The organism is Streptomyces sp. XY431 (genome assembly GCF_001279805.1).
Classification (GTDB): Bacteria; Actinomycetota; Actinomycetes; order Streptomycetales; family Streptomycetaceae; genus Kitasatospora; species Kitasatospora purpeofusca.
The window spans coordinates 35,388-51,229 of record NZ_LGDO01000435.1 but is presented as its reverse complement, the minus strand read 5'-3'; the positions used below and the strand labels follow the sequence as shown (position 1 = coordinate 51,229).

Below are 15,842 nucleotides of genomic sequence, written 5' to 3'. Positions count from 1 at the left end.
CCCATACCCACCCCCGCACCCACCCCCGCCGACCCGGACGGCGCCGAGCCGCGCACCTTCCGCCGCACCACGCTCGACCTGGGCGACACGGTGCTCCGGCCGTGGGGGCGGCCCGACGCCGAACCGGGGCCGGTGCTGGACAGCCTGGTCGCCGCCGCGGCCGATCCGCTGATCGCCCTCTGGAACCCGCTCGCGACCCACGACCCGGCCGCCGCCCTCACCTGGCTGGAGTCCCGCGAGGACAGCTGGGACCGGGGCGTGGCCGCGCCGTTCGCCGTGCTGGACGCCTCCGACGGCGCCCTGCTGGGCTGCGTCAACCTGCGCTGGACCGATCGCGCGGACGGCCTGGCGATGATCGGCTACTGGGCGCTGCCGGCCGGACGCGGCCGGGGTCTGATCGGCCGGGCCACCAGGGCCGTCACCACCTGGGGCTTCCGCACGGCCGACGCCCGCCGGATCGAGATCGCGCACTCGGTCGGCAACGAGGCCTCCTGCCGGCTGGCCCTGAACTGCGGCTACCTCCCCGAGGGCACCCTGCGGGCCTCGTTCCGCTTCGGCGACGGGACGTACCACGACGAGCACCTGCACGCCCGCCTGGCCACCGACCCCGAGCCTGCGCCTGCGCCTGTGCCTGTGCCTGTGCCCTCGCCCAGGTAGCGGCAGCCCGCCCGGAGCTCCACCGGGCCGACCACCCGGTGGAGCTCACGGACCGTCGACGAACAGCCAGCCGTTGACCAGCCGCCCTTGATCAGCCGACCTTGAGCGGGTGGTCCGGGGCGAGCAGGGCGGCGATCCGGGCGGCGACGTCCTGCGCGGTGTTGCGGTCCGGCGCCGCGCAGTTCCGCGTCGTGCTGACGGCGATCGCCAGATGCTCGTCCGGCTGGTAGGCCTCGACCGCGGCGTAGCCGGAGAAGGAGGGGTTGGACAGGATCCAGCCCCGGTCCACGATGACGCCCAGGCCGAAGTGCTGGGCCTCGGTCTGCGGCAGGCAGACGTCCTGCGGACAGCCGTGCACCGGACCGGGCAGGCCGACGGTGCCGGGGTTCAGCTGGGTGCGGAAGGACTCCGGGGAGAGCAGCGCGCCGGTGCCGACGGCCTCCACCGAGCGGGTCAGGTCACAGATGTCGCTGACCAGCACCGCGCCCGGGGCGGTGGTCCAGGACGGGTTCCAGAAGGTCGACTCCTCGTACGTGCCGCGCGAGGCGGTGAAGGCGTGCTGCACGGGGGTGGGGATGTCGGGGGTGAAGCTGTTGACGGTCTGGCGCAGACCGAGCGGCCCGAAGATCCGCTGCTCCAGCAGATGGTCCAGCCGGGTGCCGGTGATCCGCTCCAGCGCCTCGCCGAGCAGGACGAAGTTCGCGTGCGAGTAGCTCCAGTTGGTCCCCGGCTCGTACCAGAAGTTCTGCCCGGTGGAGATCGCGACCAGTTCCTCCGGGGTCCAGTGCCGGAACGGCTCGGCGGCGAGCTCGTCCAGGAAGCCCTTGTCGGTGACGTAGTCGGCGAGCCCGGAGGTGGTGTCGCCGAGCATCCGCAGGGTGATCCGGTCCGCCTGCGGCAGGTCCGGCAGCCAGGGGGCGACCGGGTCGTCCAGGCCGATCCGGCCCTCCTCGGCAAGCTGCAGCAGGACGATGCCGAGGAACGGGAAGGCGACCGAGCCGGCCCGGAAGTGCATCGCGGGTTCGGCCGGAACACCCGTCATCGACTCGCCGAGAGCGCCGGTGACGAGCTCCTGGCCGTCGACGGTGACCCGCAGGACGACCGACTTCAGGTCGAGCTCCTGCTGGACCTGCCGGGCGATGTCGAGCACCTCGCGGGCCCGGGGGTCGGCGTCGGGGTCCGAGCGAACACAGGCGCGCGCGGGCGAGGGGTTCTTGGCGACGGCGCGGGCGGCGGCCGGCGGTCCGGCCGGGAGGGCGACGGAGGTCAGGGTCGCGGCCGCGAGGACGGCGGCGGCGAGCACCCTGCTACGGGAGAAGGTCATGACCGCACTATGGGCGGACGCTCCGGGCACGATCCGGCGCAACACTCCGCAGGGTCCTCCGGTGGAAGCAGCGCCGCGCCCGGCACATCGCCCCGCCGGACACGCGCGAACGCCCCGGGGCCACAGCCCCGGGGCGTTCGAGGAGCGTGGGATCAGCCGTTGGAACGGTCGAAGTACTGCACCCAGCTGCCGCGCGGGCCGACGAGGCCGACCGCACCGTTGCCGGCCTGCAGGCCCGACGAGGCGGACGGCTGCGAGCCCCCACCGTGAGCCACCGCAGCGGTCGGCGCGATCACGGCCGCCGCGGCGGCGACGGTGGCGATCACGGCGAACTGGCGGAGCTTTCCACGAACCGACATCTCAGGTTCTCCTTGATGGATGGTCAATAGCCTTGGCCGACCGCCTCCGAGGACGACCGGACGCGACACACGTTTGCACACGAACGTGGAAAAACCCGACACCCCCGCAACCCGGACGGGCCGAACGGGTGAGAACATACGCCCCCCGGGTGACCCCCACAGACCCGTCCGGCCGTACCCCGCCACCCCGTCCTCCTCGCCCGCCACTCAGCCTACGATCCAGGACGAACTCCGGGCCCGCCGCACTGGCGACCTCCCGAAGACGAGCCAAACCCCCCGACCGGGCCCGGGGTGGTGGGTGGTGAGCCGTGCTGCATGATCGGCAGCACGGGGGACATCCCTGAGGGCGCCACTGGTGACGCGCGTCACAGGAACCGTCCGGTCCGCTCGGACAAGGCTTGACGTGAACCATCCGCACTCCCGGCTCCGGGCCGGGAATCCTGAAGCATTTCGCGAGCTCTTCCGGGAGCACTCCTCCTTGGTGTACCGCCATGCCGTGCGTGTGACCGGGAACTGGGCGCTCGCCGAGGACGTGGTGTCGCTGACCTTCCTGGAGGCCTGGCGCCTGCGCGGGAAACTGCGCGACGAGGGTGACAGTCCACGGCCGTGGCTCATGGGCATCGCCGTCAATGTGCTGCGCAATACGACGCGTGCCGCGCGCCGCCACAATGTGGCGATGGCCCGCATGCCCGCGGCCGATCCGGTGCCCGACTTCGCCGACGAACTCGTCGGCCGGATGGCCGACTCCGAGCAGCTCGCGGCCGCCCGGAAGGCGCTGGGGCGACTGCGGCGCTCGGAGCGCGAGGTCTTCGCCCTCTGTGTCTGGTCCGGGCTCGGCTACGCGGAGGCGGCGGCCACCCTCGGCGTACCCGTCGGCACCGTGCGGTCGCGCCTCTCGCGGGCCCGCACCCGGCTGCGCAAGCTCGCGGACGACGAGCTGCGCGCCGCGAAGAAGAACGCCGTGAAGACGAACGCCACGAAGAAGAGCACCGCGAAAAAGAACCCGGAACCGCTCCCGGTCCCCGGACAAGTACAGGGCGGCCGCAGCATTGCGGCCCGGCCGCACAAGGAGACGCACCGATGATCCGCAACCCGTGGCGGCACAACGAACCGCTCGACCGCGCGGAACTGGCCCGTCTGCTGCCGGCGCCGGCCGATCCCCGCCTGGCGGCCGACCGCCAGGACCTGCTCGAGGAGTACTTGATGAGCGAGATCCACCAGTCCGACCACGCCACCGCGGGCGCCGCGGCGGCCTCACCCGCACGGGGGCCGCTGCGCCGCGCCGTGCTGTTCGCCACCCCCGTCGCCGCGGCCGCGGCCCTGGCCGTGGTGGTGTCCGTCGGCGGCTCGCCCGGGGCCGACACCGTGGCCGCCCCCGAGCTGGTCAAGGCACCCGTCGTGCAGATCGAGGAGGGGAGCACCGTGCAACTCGCCTCGACGGTCCGCGAGATCGCCGCCGCCGCGACGGCGCGCACCACGCCCCAACCGGGGCCGGGCCAGTTCATCTACATCAAGAGCCGGGTCTCCTTCATGACCACCCGCCACAACGTGGACACCGAGGAGTCCACCACCTGGGTCCAGCCGCTGCACGACCGCGAGGTGTGGAAGTCGCCCGACGGCACCAAGGGCTGGCTGGACGAGCCGGGCTACCAGGACAAGGGCGGCATCACGCTGGACAACAAGGAGCCCCGCAAGCAGTCGACCTACAAGTGGCTCGCGGCCCAGCCGGCCGACCCCGACGCCCTGTTGAAGTCCGTCTACGCGACGGTGAGCGGCGACCGGGACCACGACCAGCAGGCGTTCAACGAGATCGGCTCCGTCATCCGCGAGCAGCTCGTGCCCGCCGCGCTGGCCGCCTCGCTCTACGAGGCCGCGGGCAGGATCCCGGGCGTCGTGGTGGTCGAGCACGCGCAGGACGCCTCCGACCGGGACGGGATCGCGTTGGCGCGGCTCGACCCCCGGACCGGCGAGCGGTCGGAGTGGATCTTCGACCGGGAGACCCACCAGTACCTCGGCAGCCGCGGCGTGCAGGTCAGGGAGTTCGGCGGCGTCAAGCCCGGCACCGTCGTGGAGCGTACGAGCATCGTCACCCGGGCGATCGTCGACGCGAAGAACCAGCGTCCCGGTGCCGGGCAGGCCACCGTCTGACGGTCCCGCACCGGCCGGCCCGCCGGGTCACCCGTACGGGCGATGCCCCGCCGTGCCCCGCCGTGTCCCGCCCAGGCGGACCGGCGGGGCACCGATGCTGGCCCTGACACGGCCCGACCGGGCCCGTCGCCGGCCCCGAGCCGTGGTCCGGCGTACCGAACGAAACGGGTGAGTGCGATGTCCCGACTGCTGCTTTCCAGGGCCCTCCGGGCGGCGTGCGCGGCGGTGCTGCTGAGCGCCGGACCGGCGGCCGCCGACGCGTGCGCGGCCGGCGCGGACCTCGCGGTCTCGGCCGCCGACCCCGCCCCGGTGCGGGACGGCGGCTCCACCCTGCTGCACCCGGTGGTGACCAACACCGGCGGCACCGCCACCGCCGTACCGTTCACGCTGTACGTGCACCTGCCGCCCGGGGTGGTGGGCACCGGGCAGTCCCCCACCGCGACCTGTACCACGCTGCCCCACGGCCACACCGTTGCCTGCACCGTCCCGGCCGGCCTGGCGCCGGGTGCCTCGGCCACCGCCGAGGTGCGGATCTCCGTCGCTTCCGGCATGGATCCCGAGGTGCTGGACGGCACCGTCGAGGCCGAGCTTCCGGACGACCCGACGCCGGACAACAACAGCAGCACGTTCAGGATCACCGTGATCTGACACAGCACCCCCCGCTCCGGAGCACCTTCCCGCTCCGGAGCACCCGCCCGCCCGGCTGTCAACCCCCGCTCTGCACACGACAGATGGCCGAAAGCAGGACAACGCGGGGGCCGATTCACTACGGTCGTCCTCACGACAGCGGCACCGGCGGCACCGGACTCGTGGTCGGCGCGACCCGCCGGGTGGGACGGCAGGGGGTGGCATGGCTCAGGCACGGAGGCGTCCGTCGCGTGCGGAGGCGGTGCGTCAGCGCACCGGTGCTCAATTCATCGGCCGCAGAGCGCAGCTGGCGCTGTTCGTGGACAATCTCGCCCGTGACCCGGACCCGGATGCCGGGCCGGATCCGGCGGACTTCCTGTTCCATGTGCGCGGGGTCGGCGGGGTCGGCAAGTCCACACTGCTGGCCCAGTGGCGCGAGGCGGCCCGGCGGGCCGGTGCGCTGACCGCGCTGGTCGACGAGACCGATGTGCACGGCGTCGGCACGGCGCTCACCGCGCTCGCCCGCCAGCTCGCCGAACAGGCCGGTCCGCTGCGGGAGTTCGACAAGGCCCTGGAGCAGTACCGGCGTTCGCTCCAGTCCGCGGCGGACCGCGAGCCGGAGCAGCCGCCCGGCGGGGAGGGCGCGTCGCTGCCGACCCGGCTGGTGACCCAGGCGGCCTTGGGGGCGGCCTCGGTGCTGCCGGGCGCGGGTGTGGTCGCGGCGATGGCGAACCCGGACGCGGTGGCCCAGGGCGCCGAGCGCCTGATCGCGGGGGTGCGCCAGCGCCGGCGGGGCGGCGACGTCGAGGAGGCGGCACTCGGCCGGGCCTTCGTCTCCGAGCTGTCCCGGCTCTGCGAGCGCGACCGGGACCGGGACCACAGCCGCGACCGGGACCGCGGCCGGGACCGGGACCGCCGGCCGTGGATCGTCCTGTTCCTCGACACCTGGGAACTGACGGGCCGCTATCTCGACGGGTGGCTGCGGGAGATCCTCGACGACGCGTTCGGCCCCCTGCCGCTGGAGGTGGTGTTCGTACTGGCCGGCCGGGACGAGCTGGCCGAGCGCGAGTGGGCGCCGTGGCGGCCGGTGCTGGTGGACGTGCCGCTGGAGGTGTTCACCGAGCAGGAGGCCCGCGACCTGCTGACCGCGCGCGGGGTCACCGATCCGCTGGTGGTCGACGCGGTGCTGCGGATGTCGATGCGGCTGCCGCTGCTGGTCGCGCTGCTGGCGGCGGCCGATCCCGGCGCGGTCGAGGAGGTCGCCGACGTCGGCGCCGACATGGTCGACCAGGCGGTGGTGCGCTTCCTGCAGTGGATCCCCGAACCGGAACGCCGGGACACCGTGCTGGCCGCCGCGCTCCCGCTGCAGCTGAACCGCGACCTGTTCGCCTGCGCCGTCCCGGAGGCCGAACCGGCCGTCTGGGACTGGCTGTCGGTGCAGCCGTTCGTGACCGGGCGCGGCGACTTCCTGCAGTACCACGCCGTGGTCCGCACCAGCATGGTGCGCCGGCGCCGGATCCACACCCCGCGGGAGTGGACGGCCGCGCACACCCGCCTCGCCGAGCACCACGCCGCAGCGCGGGCGGCGGTCGAGCAGTACCTGCCGGCGGCCCGGCGCGGCGCCGACCCCAGGTGGCGGCGGCAGCTGCTGAACGAGACCTACCACCTGCTGTGCTCCGATCCGCTGGCCCGGCTGCCGCGCGCCCTGGAGCACACCGCGCGCACCGCCGGGGACGCGCCGGACGCGCTGGCGCCGTGGGCGGAGATGCTCAACCAGGCCGCCCAGGACAGCGACGACGCCGAACTGACCCGCTGGGCCCGCCGGATCCACGCGGCGGCGGCCGGCGAGCAACCGGTGCTGGCGGTCCTGGACGTGCTCGCCGGTCCCGGTCTGCCGGTCCGGGTGCGGGCCTGGGCGCTCACCCATCGCGGCTACCAGTACTTCGTCGAGGACCGGGACGACGACGCACTCGCCGACCTCGACCAGGCCGTCGCGATCGCCGCCGACCTGCCGCAGGCCCTCGCCTACCGGGGGCGCGTGCTCAACTGGCACGGCCACCACGAGCAGGCGCTGGCGGACTTCACGGCGGCGCTGGCCCTCGACCCGGAGTACGCCTGGGCGCTGTCCCGGCGCGGCGAGGCCCGGCAGTTGGCCGGCCTGACCGAGGAGGCGATGGCCGACTTCACGGCGGCGCTGACGCTCGACCCGGACGACGCCTGGGCGCTGGGCTCGCGTGGCCAGGCGCACCGGCTGGCCGGGCGGTTGGACGAGGCGGTCGCCGATCTGACCGCCGCCATCCTGCTCGACCCGGAGTACGCCTGGGCGTTCACCCAGCGCGGTGAGGCGTTCCGGACGGCCGGGCGGCTGGCCGAGGCGGTCGCGGACTTCACCGCCGCGCTGGCGCTGGATCCCGGTGACGCCTGGTCGCTGAGTTCACGGGGCCAGGCCCTGCGGCAGGCCGGGCGGCTGGACGACGCGATCGCCGATCTGACCGCCGCGCTGGCGCTCGGCCCGGAGAACGCCTGGGCGCTGGCCGAGCGGGGCGAGGCGCACCGGCAGGCGGGCCGGCCCGAGGAGGCGGTCGCGGACTTCACGGCGGCGATCGCGCTCACTCCGGAGCACGCGTGGGCGCTGGGCTCGCGTGCCCAGGCGCACCGGCAGGCGGGCCGGTTGGACGAGGCGGTCGCGGACTTCACCGCCGCGCTGGCCCTCAACCCGGAGTACGCGTGGGCGGTCGGCGAGCGGGGCGAGGCGCATCGCCAGGCGGGCCGGTTGGAGGAGGCGGTCGCGGACTTCACGGCGGCGCTCGCGCTGGACCCGGAGTACGCCTGGGCGCTGGCCGAGCGGGGCGAGGCGCACCGGCAGGCGGGCCGGCTGACGCAGGCGGTGGCGGACCTGACCTCGGCGCTGGAGCTGGACCCCTCGGACGTGTGGGCGCTGCGGGCGCGCGGGCAGGCGTACCGGCAGGCGGGCCGGCTGGACGACGCGATCGCGGACCTGTCGGCCGTTCTCGCGATCGACCCGGACTACGCCTGGGCGTTGGCGCTGCGCGGCGAGGCGCACCGGCTGGCGGGGGACCTGGCGGAGGCGATCACCGATCTGAGCGCCGCGCTGGCGCTCGAACCGGACGACCCCTGGGCGCTCGGTTCCCGGGGGCAGGCCCGGCGGCAGGCCGGTCTGGTGGAGGAGGCGATCGCCGATCTCACGGCGGCGGTCACCCACAATCCCGACTACACCTGGGCCCTGGCCGAGCGCGGTCAGGCGCACCGGCAGGCCGGGCGTCCGGCGGCGGCGGTCGCCGACCTGTCGGCGGTGCTGGCCCGTGATCCGGCGGATCTGGCGGTGCGGTGCGCGCTGGCCGCGGCGTACCGGCACGACGGCCGGTTCGAGGAGGCCCGGGCACTGCTGGCGGAGGTGGCGCCCGAGGTCGCGGCGTCGTCGACGGTGCTGGTGGAGGTGGCGGTGCTGCGGCTGCTGACGGAGGGGCCGACGGGTTCGGCGGACACCTGGGAAGCCTTCCTGGAGTGCCCGTACGAGGACCCCCGGGACCCGTTCGAGCCGGCGGTGCGCAAGCTGCTGCACGGTCTGGTCGCCGGGGATGCCGAGCCGGAGGAGCTGGCGCGGGCGTTCCTGGCGGTGCCGGGTGCCGGGGCGGCGCGGGCCGATGTCTGCCTCTATCTCGGCGAACTCGCGTGCGCCGGGGCACCGGTGGGGGCCCGGGCGGCGGCGGCCCTGCGGATCCTCGGGTAGCGGCGGCGGGCCCGGAAGAATCGGGCGGGGCGGGCGGGCGCACTGGTCGGGCGCAGTGGACGGGTGGGCTGCCCGTTCGGGCAGCCGAATTTTAGGGGTTGCCACCAGAAACGATCATTTGGGTAGATTCATGATCGACTCATTGACCGGCTCACGCCCGGTCGACCTGCACTACCGTGCCACCCCGAGAACAGGATTCCGATGCCGAACCCCAGCTCCGCCGTGAGCCGTCGCACGCTGGTGACCGCGATCGGCGCCACCGCCGCCGCGATCGCCACCGCCCCGGCCGCGCACGCCGCCGCGCCGAGCACCACGGCCGCGCCGGCCACCCCGGCCCCGGCCGCTCCGGCCGCGCCCGGCAACCAGGCCGCCCGGACCGTGACCGTCCCGGCCACCCGGGCCCGCTCCGCCGCCGGGCGCGCCGCCGCCGGTGTGCGGACCGACTTCCCGATCCAGTACGTCGGCGTCAGCTGGGACGGCCCGCGCCGCGGCGGCGCCATCCGGCTCCACCACGAGGAGACCGGCCCGGGCGCCTGGCAGCCGATCGTCACCGGTTGTGCGGGCGGCCCCGATGTCGCTGGCACCGCCGCGAAGGCCGCCCCGGTCTCGGCCGCGCTGGTCCCGGCCGGCGGGGCGGTCGGCTACGACCTGCGCCTGCCCGACGGTGCCACCAACCTGCGCTCCACCGCGCTGGACACCACCGCGGGCCCGGCCCGCACCACCACGCTCTCCCCGACCACGCCGGTCACCTTCTGCGGCGTCGAGTACCTGAGCCGCGCCGCCTGGGGCGCCGACGAGTCCAAGCGGTTCAAGAACGGCGTGGAGAACTCCCCCGCCAAGTACTACCCGCTGCAGACCCTGACGGTGCACCACACCGACACCGCGAACGCGGACCCGGACCCGGCCGCCACCGTGCGGGCGATCTACGAGTACCACGCGATCACCAACGACTGGGGCGACATCGGCTACCACTTCCTCATCGACGAGGCCGGCCGGATCTACGAGGGCCGCTGGTCCGGTGACGACGGCATCCCCGGGCACGACGCCAACGGCAACGCGGTGACCGCCTTCCACACCGCCGGCTTCAACTCTGGCAACCTCGGTGTCGCCCTGCTCGGCACCCTGGTCAACCAGGAGCCCACCGCCAAGGCCCGCCACTCGCTCGCCCTGGTGCTCGCGCTGGCCGCCCGCACCCACGGGCTCGACCCGCAGGCGCACGTCACCTTCGTCAACCCGGTCAACGGGGTGACCAAGCCGGTCGACCTGATCAGCGGTCACCGCGACTGGCTGGCCACCGACTGCCCCGGCGGCATCATGTACGGCACCCTCCCCGCCCTGCGGGCCGAGGTCGCCGCGCTCTGAGTCCCGCTCCGGCGGGCGCAGCGCTCCGCCGGGCGCGACCGGTCACCGCCGTTCCGGGGCCTCGGGCACTCCCGACGCCCCGGAACGGGCCGGCCCGCGGGGACGGACCCGTGTCCGCCGCACCTCAGGGCGCCCCGAGCGACCGCCAGCCGGACCAGTCGCCCGGATCGGTCTCCCAGGTGTGCTGGACGCTGCCGTCGGCGAACCGCGCGAACACGTCCAGTCCTGCGTCGGCGTTCCGGGCCACGGCCGGGTCCCCGACCAGGGTGCCGCCGAGTGAGGCCCAGTGCGTCCAGCCCTGGCCGATCGGCCGCTGCGCGGTGTACTGGAGGGTCCCGTCGGTGCCCCGGGCGAAGAGTTCCAGCCGGCCGTCCCTGTTCCGGGCGGGCGCCTGAACGCCGGCCAGCGAGCCGCCGAGCGACTCCCACTTGCCCGTCCAGCCGTTGCTGGCAGCGGTCTGCCAGACGTGCCAGACCGTGTTGTCGCTGAAGCGCACGAACAACTCCAGCCGCCCGTCGTCGTTCTGGACCACCGACGGGTCGTCGGCCACGCTGCCGCCGCCGAGCAGCCTGCCGACCTTCCAGCCGTTGATGAGCGGGCGCTGCCAGGCGTGCTCTATCTCGCCGCCACCGCCGTTGGTGAACACCTCCAGATGACCGTCGGCGTTCGGGGCCGGCGCGGGATCGCCCACCTCGTCGATCTCGATCGTCCCCCAGGAGGACCAGCCTCCCTCGGGCTCGGTCTGCCAGATGTGCTGGACCTCGTTCCCCGTGCTGTGGACGAAGACCTCCAGCCGTCCGTCGTCGTTCTGGGCGACCGAGGGGCTGCCCACCGTCCGACCGCCGAGCGACTCCCACCGCGTCCAGCCGTGGTCGCCCCCGGGACCCTGGCGGATGTACCGGAGGGCGGCGTCGTCCCCGTTGTGGACGAAAACGTGGAGGCTGCCGCGGGCGCTCGGCGCCACCACCGGGACTCCCGTCAGTGTGCCGCCGAGCGACTCCCACGGTGACCAGTCCCGATCCCCGTCGGGGGTCACCTGCCAGATGTGGTGGAGGGCGCCGTCCGCCCCGCGGGCGAACACCTCCAACCGGCCGTCCGCGTTCGACCCGATCCACGAGTACGCGGTGGCGAAACCCGTTCCGACTGTCGTAACCATGAGACTCCCCTTCCCGGTGCGGCGACGCCGGCCACCGGAGGTCGAGCGGAGATCCGCGGGAAGCGCGTCGAGCGCGGTTCACCGACCTACAGGTTCGTCTACGATCCTATCCTCACCCGGCGCGCCCGTACAGCGACCCCGGGTAACCCTCCACCGGCCGGCCCGGCCGCCGCGCTCAGGCGTGCTCGACGTCCGCCGCGTCGGCCAGGCCCAGCAGTTCGACGGCCCGCTCCCGCATCTCCACCTTGCGGACCTTCCCGGTGACCGTCATCGGGAACTCCTCCACCAGGTGCACGTAGCGCGGCACCTTGTAGTGCGCGATCCGGCCCGCGCAGTACTCGCGCAGCGTCTCCGCGGTCAGCTCGGGCGCACCGGGCCGCGGCCGGATCCAGGCCATCAGCTCCTCGCCGTACTTGACGTCGGGGACGCCGACGACCTGGACGTCCAGGATGTCCGGGTGGGTGTGCAGGAACTCCTCGACCTCGCGCGGGTAGATGTTCTCGCCGCCCCTGATCACCATGTCCTTGAGCCGGCCGGTGATGTTGAGGTACCCCTCCTCGTCCATCACCGCGAGGTCGCCGGTGTGCATCCAGCCCTCGGCGTCGACCGCCTCCGCGGTGCGGTCCGGCTGGTCCCAGTAGCCGAGCATCACCGAGTAGCCCCGGGTGCGGAGTTCGCCGGGGGTGCCGCGCGGCACGGTCAGGCCGGTCTCCGGATCGGCCACCGCGACCTCCAGGTGCGGGCCGACCCGGCCGACGGTGGACACCCGCCGCTCCAGCGGGTCCTCGGCCCGGGTCTGGGTGGAGACCGGGGAGGTCTCGGTCATGCCGTAGCAGATGGCGACGTCCCGCATGCCCATCCGGTCGACGACCTGCTTCATCACCTCGATCGGACACGGCGAGCCGGCCATGATCCCGGTGCGCAGACTGGACAGGTCGTGCTCGGCGAAACCCGGGTCGTTCAGCTCGGCGATGAACATGGTCGGCACGCCGTAGAGCGAGGTGCAGCGTTCGGCCGCCACCGCGCGCAGGGTGGCCACCGCGTCGAAGGCCGGGGCCGGGATCACCACGCAGGCCCCGTGCGCGAGCGCCGCCAGGTTCCCCATCACCATCCCGAAACAGTGGTAGAAGGGGACGGGCACGCAGATCCGGTCCGCTCCCGTGTAGCCGCACAACTCCCCGACGAAGTAGCCGTTGTTGAGGATGTTGTGGTGCGAGAGGGTGGCGCCCTTGGGGAAGCCGGTGGTGCCCGAGGTGTACTGGATGTTGATCGGATCGTGGGCGCCGAGTCCGGCGCCGACCGCCGCCAGTCGCTCCCGGTCGCCGCGCTCCCCCGCCGCCGCCAGCTCCCGCCACTCCGGCGAGCCGATCAGCAGCACGTCCCGCAGACCGGGACAGCGCGGGCCCGCCTCGGCGAGCATGGCCGCGTAGTCGGAGGTCCGGAAGCTCGGCGCGGCCACCACCGTGCGGATGCCCGCCTGCCGCAGCACGTACTCGACCTCGTGCGCGCGGTAGCCCGGGTTGACGGTCACCAGGATCGCGCCGATCCGGGCGGTGGCGTACTGGGTGAACACCCACTCGGGGCAGTTCGGCGCCCAGATGCCGACCCGGTCGCCGACCCCGACGCCGAGGCCCAGCAGGCCGAGCGCGATCCGGTCCACCTCCGCCGCCAGCTCCCGGTAGGTCCAGCGGCGCCCGCTCGGCAGGTCCACCAGCGCCTCCCGGTCGGGGAACGCGGCCACCGCGCGGTCGAGTGCGACACCGATGGTGTGCTCCAGCAGCGGCACCGAGGTACTGCCGGCGCTGATGCTGGGAGCGGGGGCGGGCACGGGAGGGGGCGGGGTCATGGCAACGGCTCCAGGACTCGTCCGGGCACAGGGCGACCGAGTCTACGCAGACCACCACCCCCCGTCACCCGGTTCCGCCGGCCCCGTTGCGGCGGCGCGGCGACCGGCCCGGGTCAGGCCAGGACCACCGGGGTACCCGTCAGATCGACCCCGGCGGCGCGGAGTTCGCCCAGCGCCGTGGCGGTGGTGTCGGCGGCGACCCCCGCCGTGTAGTCGAGCAGGACGCGGACCGCGAAGCCCGCCCTCGCGCCGTCGAGCGCGGTGGCCCTGACGCAGTGGTCGGTGGCGATGCCGACGACGTCGACACCCTCCACGCCGCGGGCGCGCAGCCAGTCGGCCAGCGGGGTGCCGTCCGCGGCGAAGCCCTCGAAACCGCTCTTCGACGCGGACCGGGCGCCCTTGAAGAACACCTCGTCGACCGCTCCTTCGGCCACGGCGGGGGCGAAGTCGGGATGGAACTCGCCGCCCTCGCTGCCGACCACGCAGTGCACCGGGAAGGAGTCCCGGAAGTCCGGGTGGTCGGAGAAGTGCGGGCCCGGGTCGATGTGGTGGTCCCGGGTGGCGACCACGCAGCTGTACTCGCCGTCCGCGGTGCGGACCAGGTCGGCGATGGCACCGGCCCGCCCGGCGCCGCCCTTCACCGGGACGCTGCCGCCCTCACAGAAGTCCTTCTGCACATCGACCACGATCAGAGCCCGACCCATGGTGAAATCCCTTCCTCGGGGGGTGACTTGTCCCTCGGTATGGTCGCCCGCCCGGATCGGGGAGGACGGCGCACGCGCCGGGCACTCACCCGATCGGGTCCGCACCCGATCGGGTCCGCAGCTGATCGGGTCCGCAGCTGATCGGGCAAGGCTCGCGGCCGCCCGGTCGGTCAGGCCGGGGTGCCGTCCTGGACCGGGGCGCTCCCGACGGTCCCGGCGGTCCCGGCAGTCCCGGCGGACTCCTGGGCCGCGGCGGGCTCCTGGACGGCGCGGACCGGCGGCGCCGGGACGGTGGCGGCCACCGCCGCGGCGGCCAGCGCCACCCCGCAGCCGATCAGCAGGCCCACCCGGAAGCCGGTCTCGGAGGGCAGCACGTGCCCGCCCACCGTGGTGGTCAGCTGGGCGAGCACGACGCCCACCACGGCCGCGGAGACCGAGGTGCCGAGCGAGCGCATCAGGCTGTTGAAGCTGTTCGCCGAGGCCGTCTCGGAGAGCGGCACCGCACTCATGATCAGCGCCGGCATCGCGCCGTACGCGAGGCCGACACCGGCGTTGCAGATCAGCGTGACCACCAGCACGCCCCAGGTGGACCCGATCAGCAGCATCGACAGCCCGTACCCGGCCGAGATCGCCAGCGCACCGGCGACCAGGGTGAACTTGGGCCCGCGCGCCGCCGAGAGCCGGCCGCCGAGCGGCGAGACGACCATCATCATCAGGCCGGACGGCGCCATCCACAGCCCCATCGCGAGCATCGACTGGCCCAGCCCGTACCCGGTGGCCTCCGGCAGCTGGAGCAGCTGCGGGACGATCAGCGCCTGCGCGTACATGCCGAAGCCCACCAGGACGGACGCCGCGTTGGTCAGCAGCACCCTCGGCCGGGCGGTCACCCGCAGGTCGACCAGCGGCTCGGCGAGGCGCAGCTCCCAGGCGCCCCAGGCGAGCAGCAGGACCACCGCGGCCGCGAACAGACCGAGCGTCGTCCCGTCGGTCCAGCCCCAGTCACCGCCCTTGGAGACCGGCAGCAGCAGGCAGACCAGGCCGGCGCCGAGGCCGAGCGCCCCGACCGCGTCGAAGTGTCCACCGGCCGGGCGGGTGGTGGGCGCGGGGACCAGGAGGCGGATCATCGCCGCGACCGCCACGGTGAGGACGGCCGCGCCCCAGAACAGCGCCCGCCAGCTGGCGTACTGGGCGACGGCCGCCGAGATCGGCAGGCCGAGACCGCCGCCGATGCCCATCGAGGCGCTCACCAGGGCGATCGCGGAACCGAGCCGCTCGGGCGGCAGTACGTCGCGCAGCAGGCTGATGCCGAGCGGCACCACGCCCATGCCCATGCCCTGGAGGCCGCGTCCGGCGATCATCGGCAGCACCGAGGAGGTCAGCGCGCAGATCACCGAGCCGAGCAGCAGCGGGACGCAGCACGCCAGCAGCATCCGCCGCTTGCCGAACAGGTCGCCGAGACGGCCGCTGATCGGCACGAACACGGCGGCGGAGAGCAGGGTGGCGGTGATCACCCAGGAGGCGTTCGAGGGGGAGGTGTCCAGGATCCTCGGCAGCTCGCCGATCAGCGGGGTGACCAGGGTCTGCATGATCGCGGCCACCGTACCGGTGAGGGCGAGGGTGGCGACGACTCCCCGGGTCCGGTCGGGGGCGGTGGTCTGTGGGGCGGCCATGAGCGGGGGCTCCTCGGTTCCGGTCGGCGGGCAGAGCGGGGCAGGTGCGGCGTGGTGCGGTGCGGTGCGGCGTGGCTTCGTGCGCGGCGGCGCGGTCGTGCGGCGCGGCGCGATCGTGCGCCGCGGCGCGATCGTGCGCCGCGATGCGATCGTGCGCCGCGATGCGCGTTCATATGCAGAGTACACATGATGTGTATCGTGCACATCACCGCGACTGGGCGGCCGCCTGCCATACTGT

General features: G+C 74.1%; 13 protein-coding genes. 7 read left to right on the top strand and 6 right to left on the bottom strand.

Annotated elements, in window-relative coordinates; translation table 11 throughout:
• Nucleotides 1-657: GNAT family N-acetyltransferase (locus ADK60_RS28205; protein WP_107094740.1), on the top strand; the 657-nt coding region annotated here is incomplete at its 5' end.
• A gap of 91 nt (nt 658-748) precedes the next feature.
• Here ADK60_RS28205 and ADK60_RS28200 read toward each other — a convergent pair.
• Together ADK60_RS28200 and ADK60_RS28195 are read right to left on the bottom strand one after the other, a co-directional pair.
• Nucleotides 749-1,981, bottom strand: coding sequence for a serine hydrolase domain-containing protein (locus tag ADK60_RS28200; protein ID WP_053649700.1), 1,233 nt, complete (start codon nt 1,979-1,981; stop codon nt 749-751).
• Between the two features lie 152 nt (nt 1,982-2,133).
• Complete coding sequence (locus ADK60_RS28195; protein ID WP_030395545.1) at nt 2,134-2,340, bottom strand: hypothetical protein; 207 nt, start codon at nt 2,338-2,340, stop codon at nt 2,134-2,136.
• A gap of 403 nt (nt 2,341-2,743) precedes the next feature.
• Between ADK60_RS28195 and ADK60_RS28190 the strand changes: the two genes are divergently transcribed.
• The 5 genes from ADK60_RS28190 to ADK60_RS28170 all read left to right on the top strand — a co-directional run bounded on the left by ADK60_RS28190 (nt 2,744) and on the right by ADK60_RS28170 (nt 10,228).
• Nucleotides 2,744-3,424, top strand: coding sequence for an RNA polymerase sigma factor (locus tag ADK60_RS28190; protein ID WP_053649698.1), 681 nt, complete (start codon nt 2,744-2,746; stop codon nt 3,422-3,424).
• Complete coding sequence (locus ADK60_RS28185; RefSeq protein ID WP_053649696.1) at nt 3,421-4,488, top strand: CU044_5270 family protein; 1,068 nt, start codon at nt 3,421-3,423, stop codon at nt 4,486-4,488. The genes ADK60_RS28190 and ADK60_RS28185 overlap by 4 nt, the downstream gene beginning before the upstream one ends.
• A 177-nt stretch (nt 4,489-4,665) precedes the next feature.
• A complete protein-coding gene (locus ADK60_RS28180; RefSeq protein ID WP_053649694.1) occupies nt 4,666-5,136 on the top strand; it encodes a DUF11 domain-containing protein in 471 nt (156 codons plus the stop codon).
• Between the two features lie 241 nt (nt 5,137-5,377).
• Nucleotides 5,378-8,866 (top strand): ATP-binding protein, encoded by a 3,489-nt coding sequence (locus ADK60_RS28175; RefSeq protein WP_053649693.1) that lies wholly within the window; start codon nt 5,378-5,380, stop codon nt 8,864-8,866.
• A 201-nt stretch (nt 8,867-9,067) separates the two neighbouring features.
• Nucleotides 9,068-10,228 (top strand): N-acetylmuramoyl-L-alanine amidase, encoded by a 1,161-nt coding sequence (locus tag ADK60_RS28170; RefSeq protein ID WP_079008742.1) that lies wholly within the window; start codon nt 9,068-9,070, stop codon nt 10,226-10,228.
• Between the two features lie 124 nt (nt 10,229-10,352).
• Here ADK60_RS28170 and ADK60_RS28165 read toward each other — a convergent pair whose 3' ends face one another.
• The 4 genes from ADK60_RS28165 to ADK60_RS28150 form a co-directional block, all read right to left on the bottom strand.
• Nucleotides 10,353-11,384: a PLL family lectin gene (locus tag ADK60_RS28165; RefSeq protein ID WP_107094739.1), complete on the bottom strand. Its 1,032-nt coding sequence runs from the start codon at nt 11,382-11,384 to the stop codon at nt 10,353-10,355.
• 175 nt (nt 11,385-11,559) lie between these two features.
• Nucleotides 11,560-13,230, bottom strand: a complete 1,671-nt coding sequence (locus ADK60_RS28160) for an AMP-binding protein (RefSeq protein ID WP_053649689.1) — start codon at nt 13,228-13,230, stop codon at nt 11,560-11,562.
• Between the two features lie 113 nt (nt 13,231-13,343).
• Nucleotides 13,344-13,934, bottom strand: a complete 591-nt coding sequence (locus tag ADK60_RS28155; protein WP_053649687.1) for an isochorismatase family protein — start codon at nt 13,932-13,934, stop codon at nt 13,344-13,346.
• Between the two features lie 170 nt (nt 13,935-14,104).
• Nucleotides 14,105-15,604 (bottom strand): MFS transporter, encoded by a 1,500-nt coding sequence (locus tag ADK60_RS28150; protein WP_053649685.1) that lies wholly within the window; start codon nt 15,602-15,604, stop codon nt 14,105-14,107.
• On the opposite strand from ADK60_RS28150, the gene ADK60_RS45125 reads away from it, so the two are divergent.
• Nucleotides 15,603-15,794 carry a hypothetical protein gene (locus ADK60_RS45125; protein ID WP_159400619.1) on the top strand — a complete coding sequence of 64 codons (192 nt, stop codon included), beginning with the start codon at nt 15,603-15,605 and terminating at the stop codon, nt 15,792-15,794. The genes ADK60_RS28150 and ADK60_RS45125 overlap by 2 nt on opposite strands.
• The last annotated feature ends 48 nt before the right edge of the window (nt 15,795-15,842 follow it).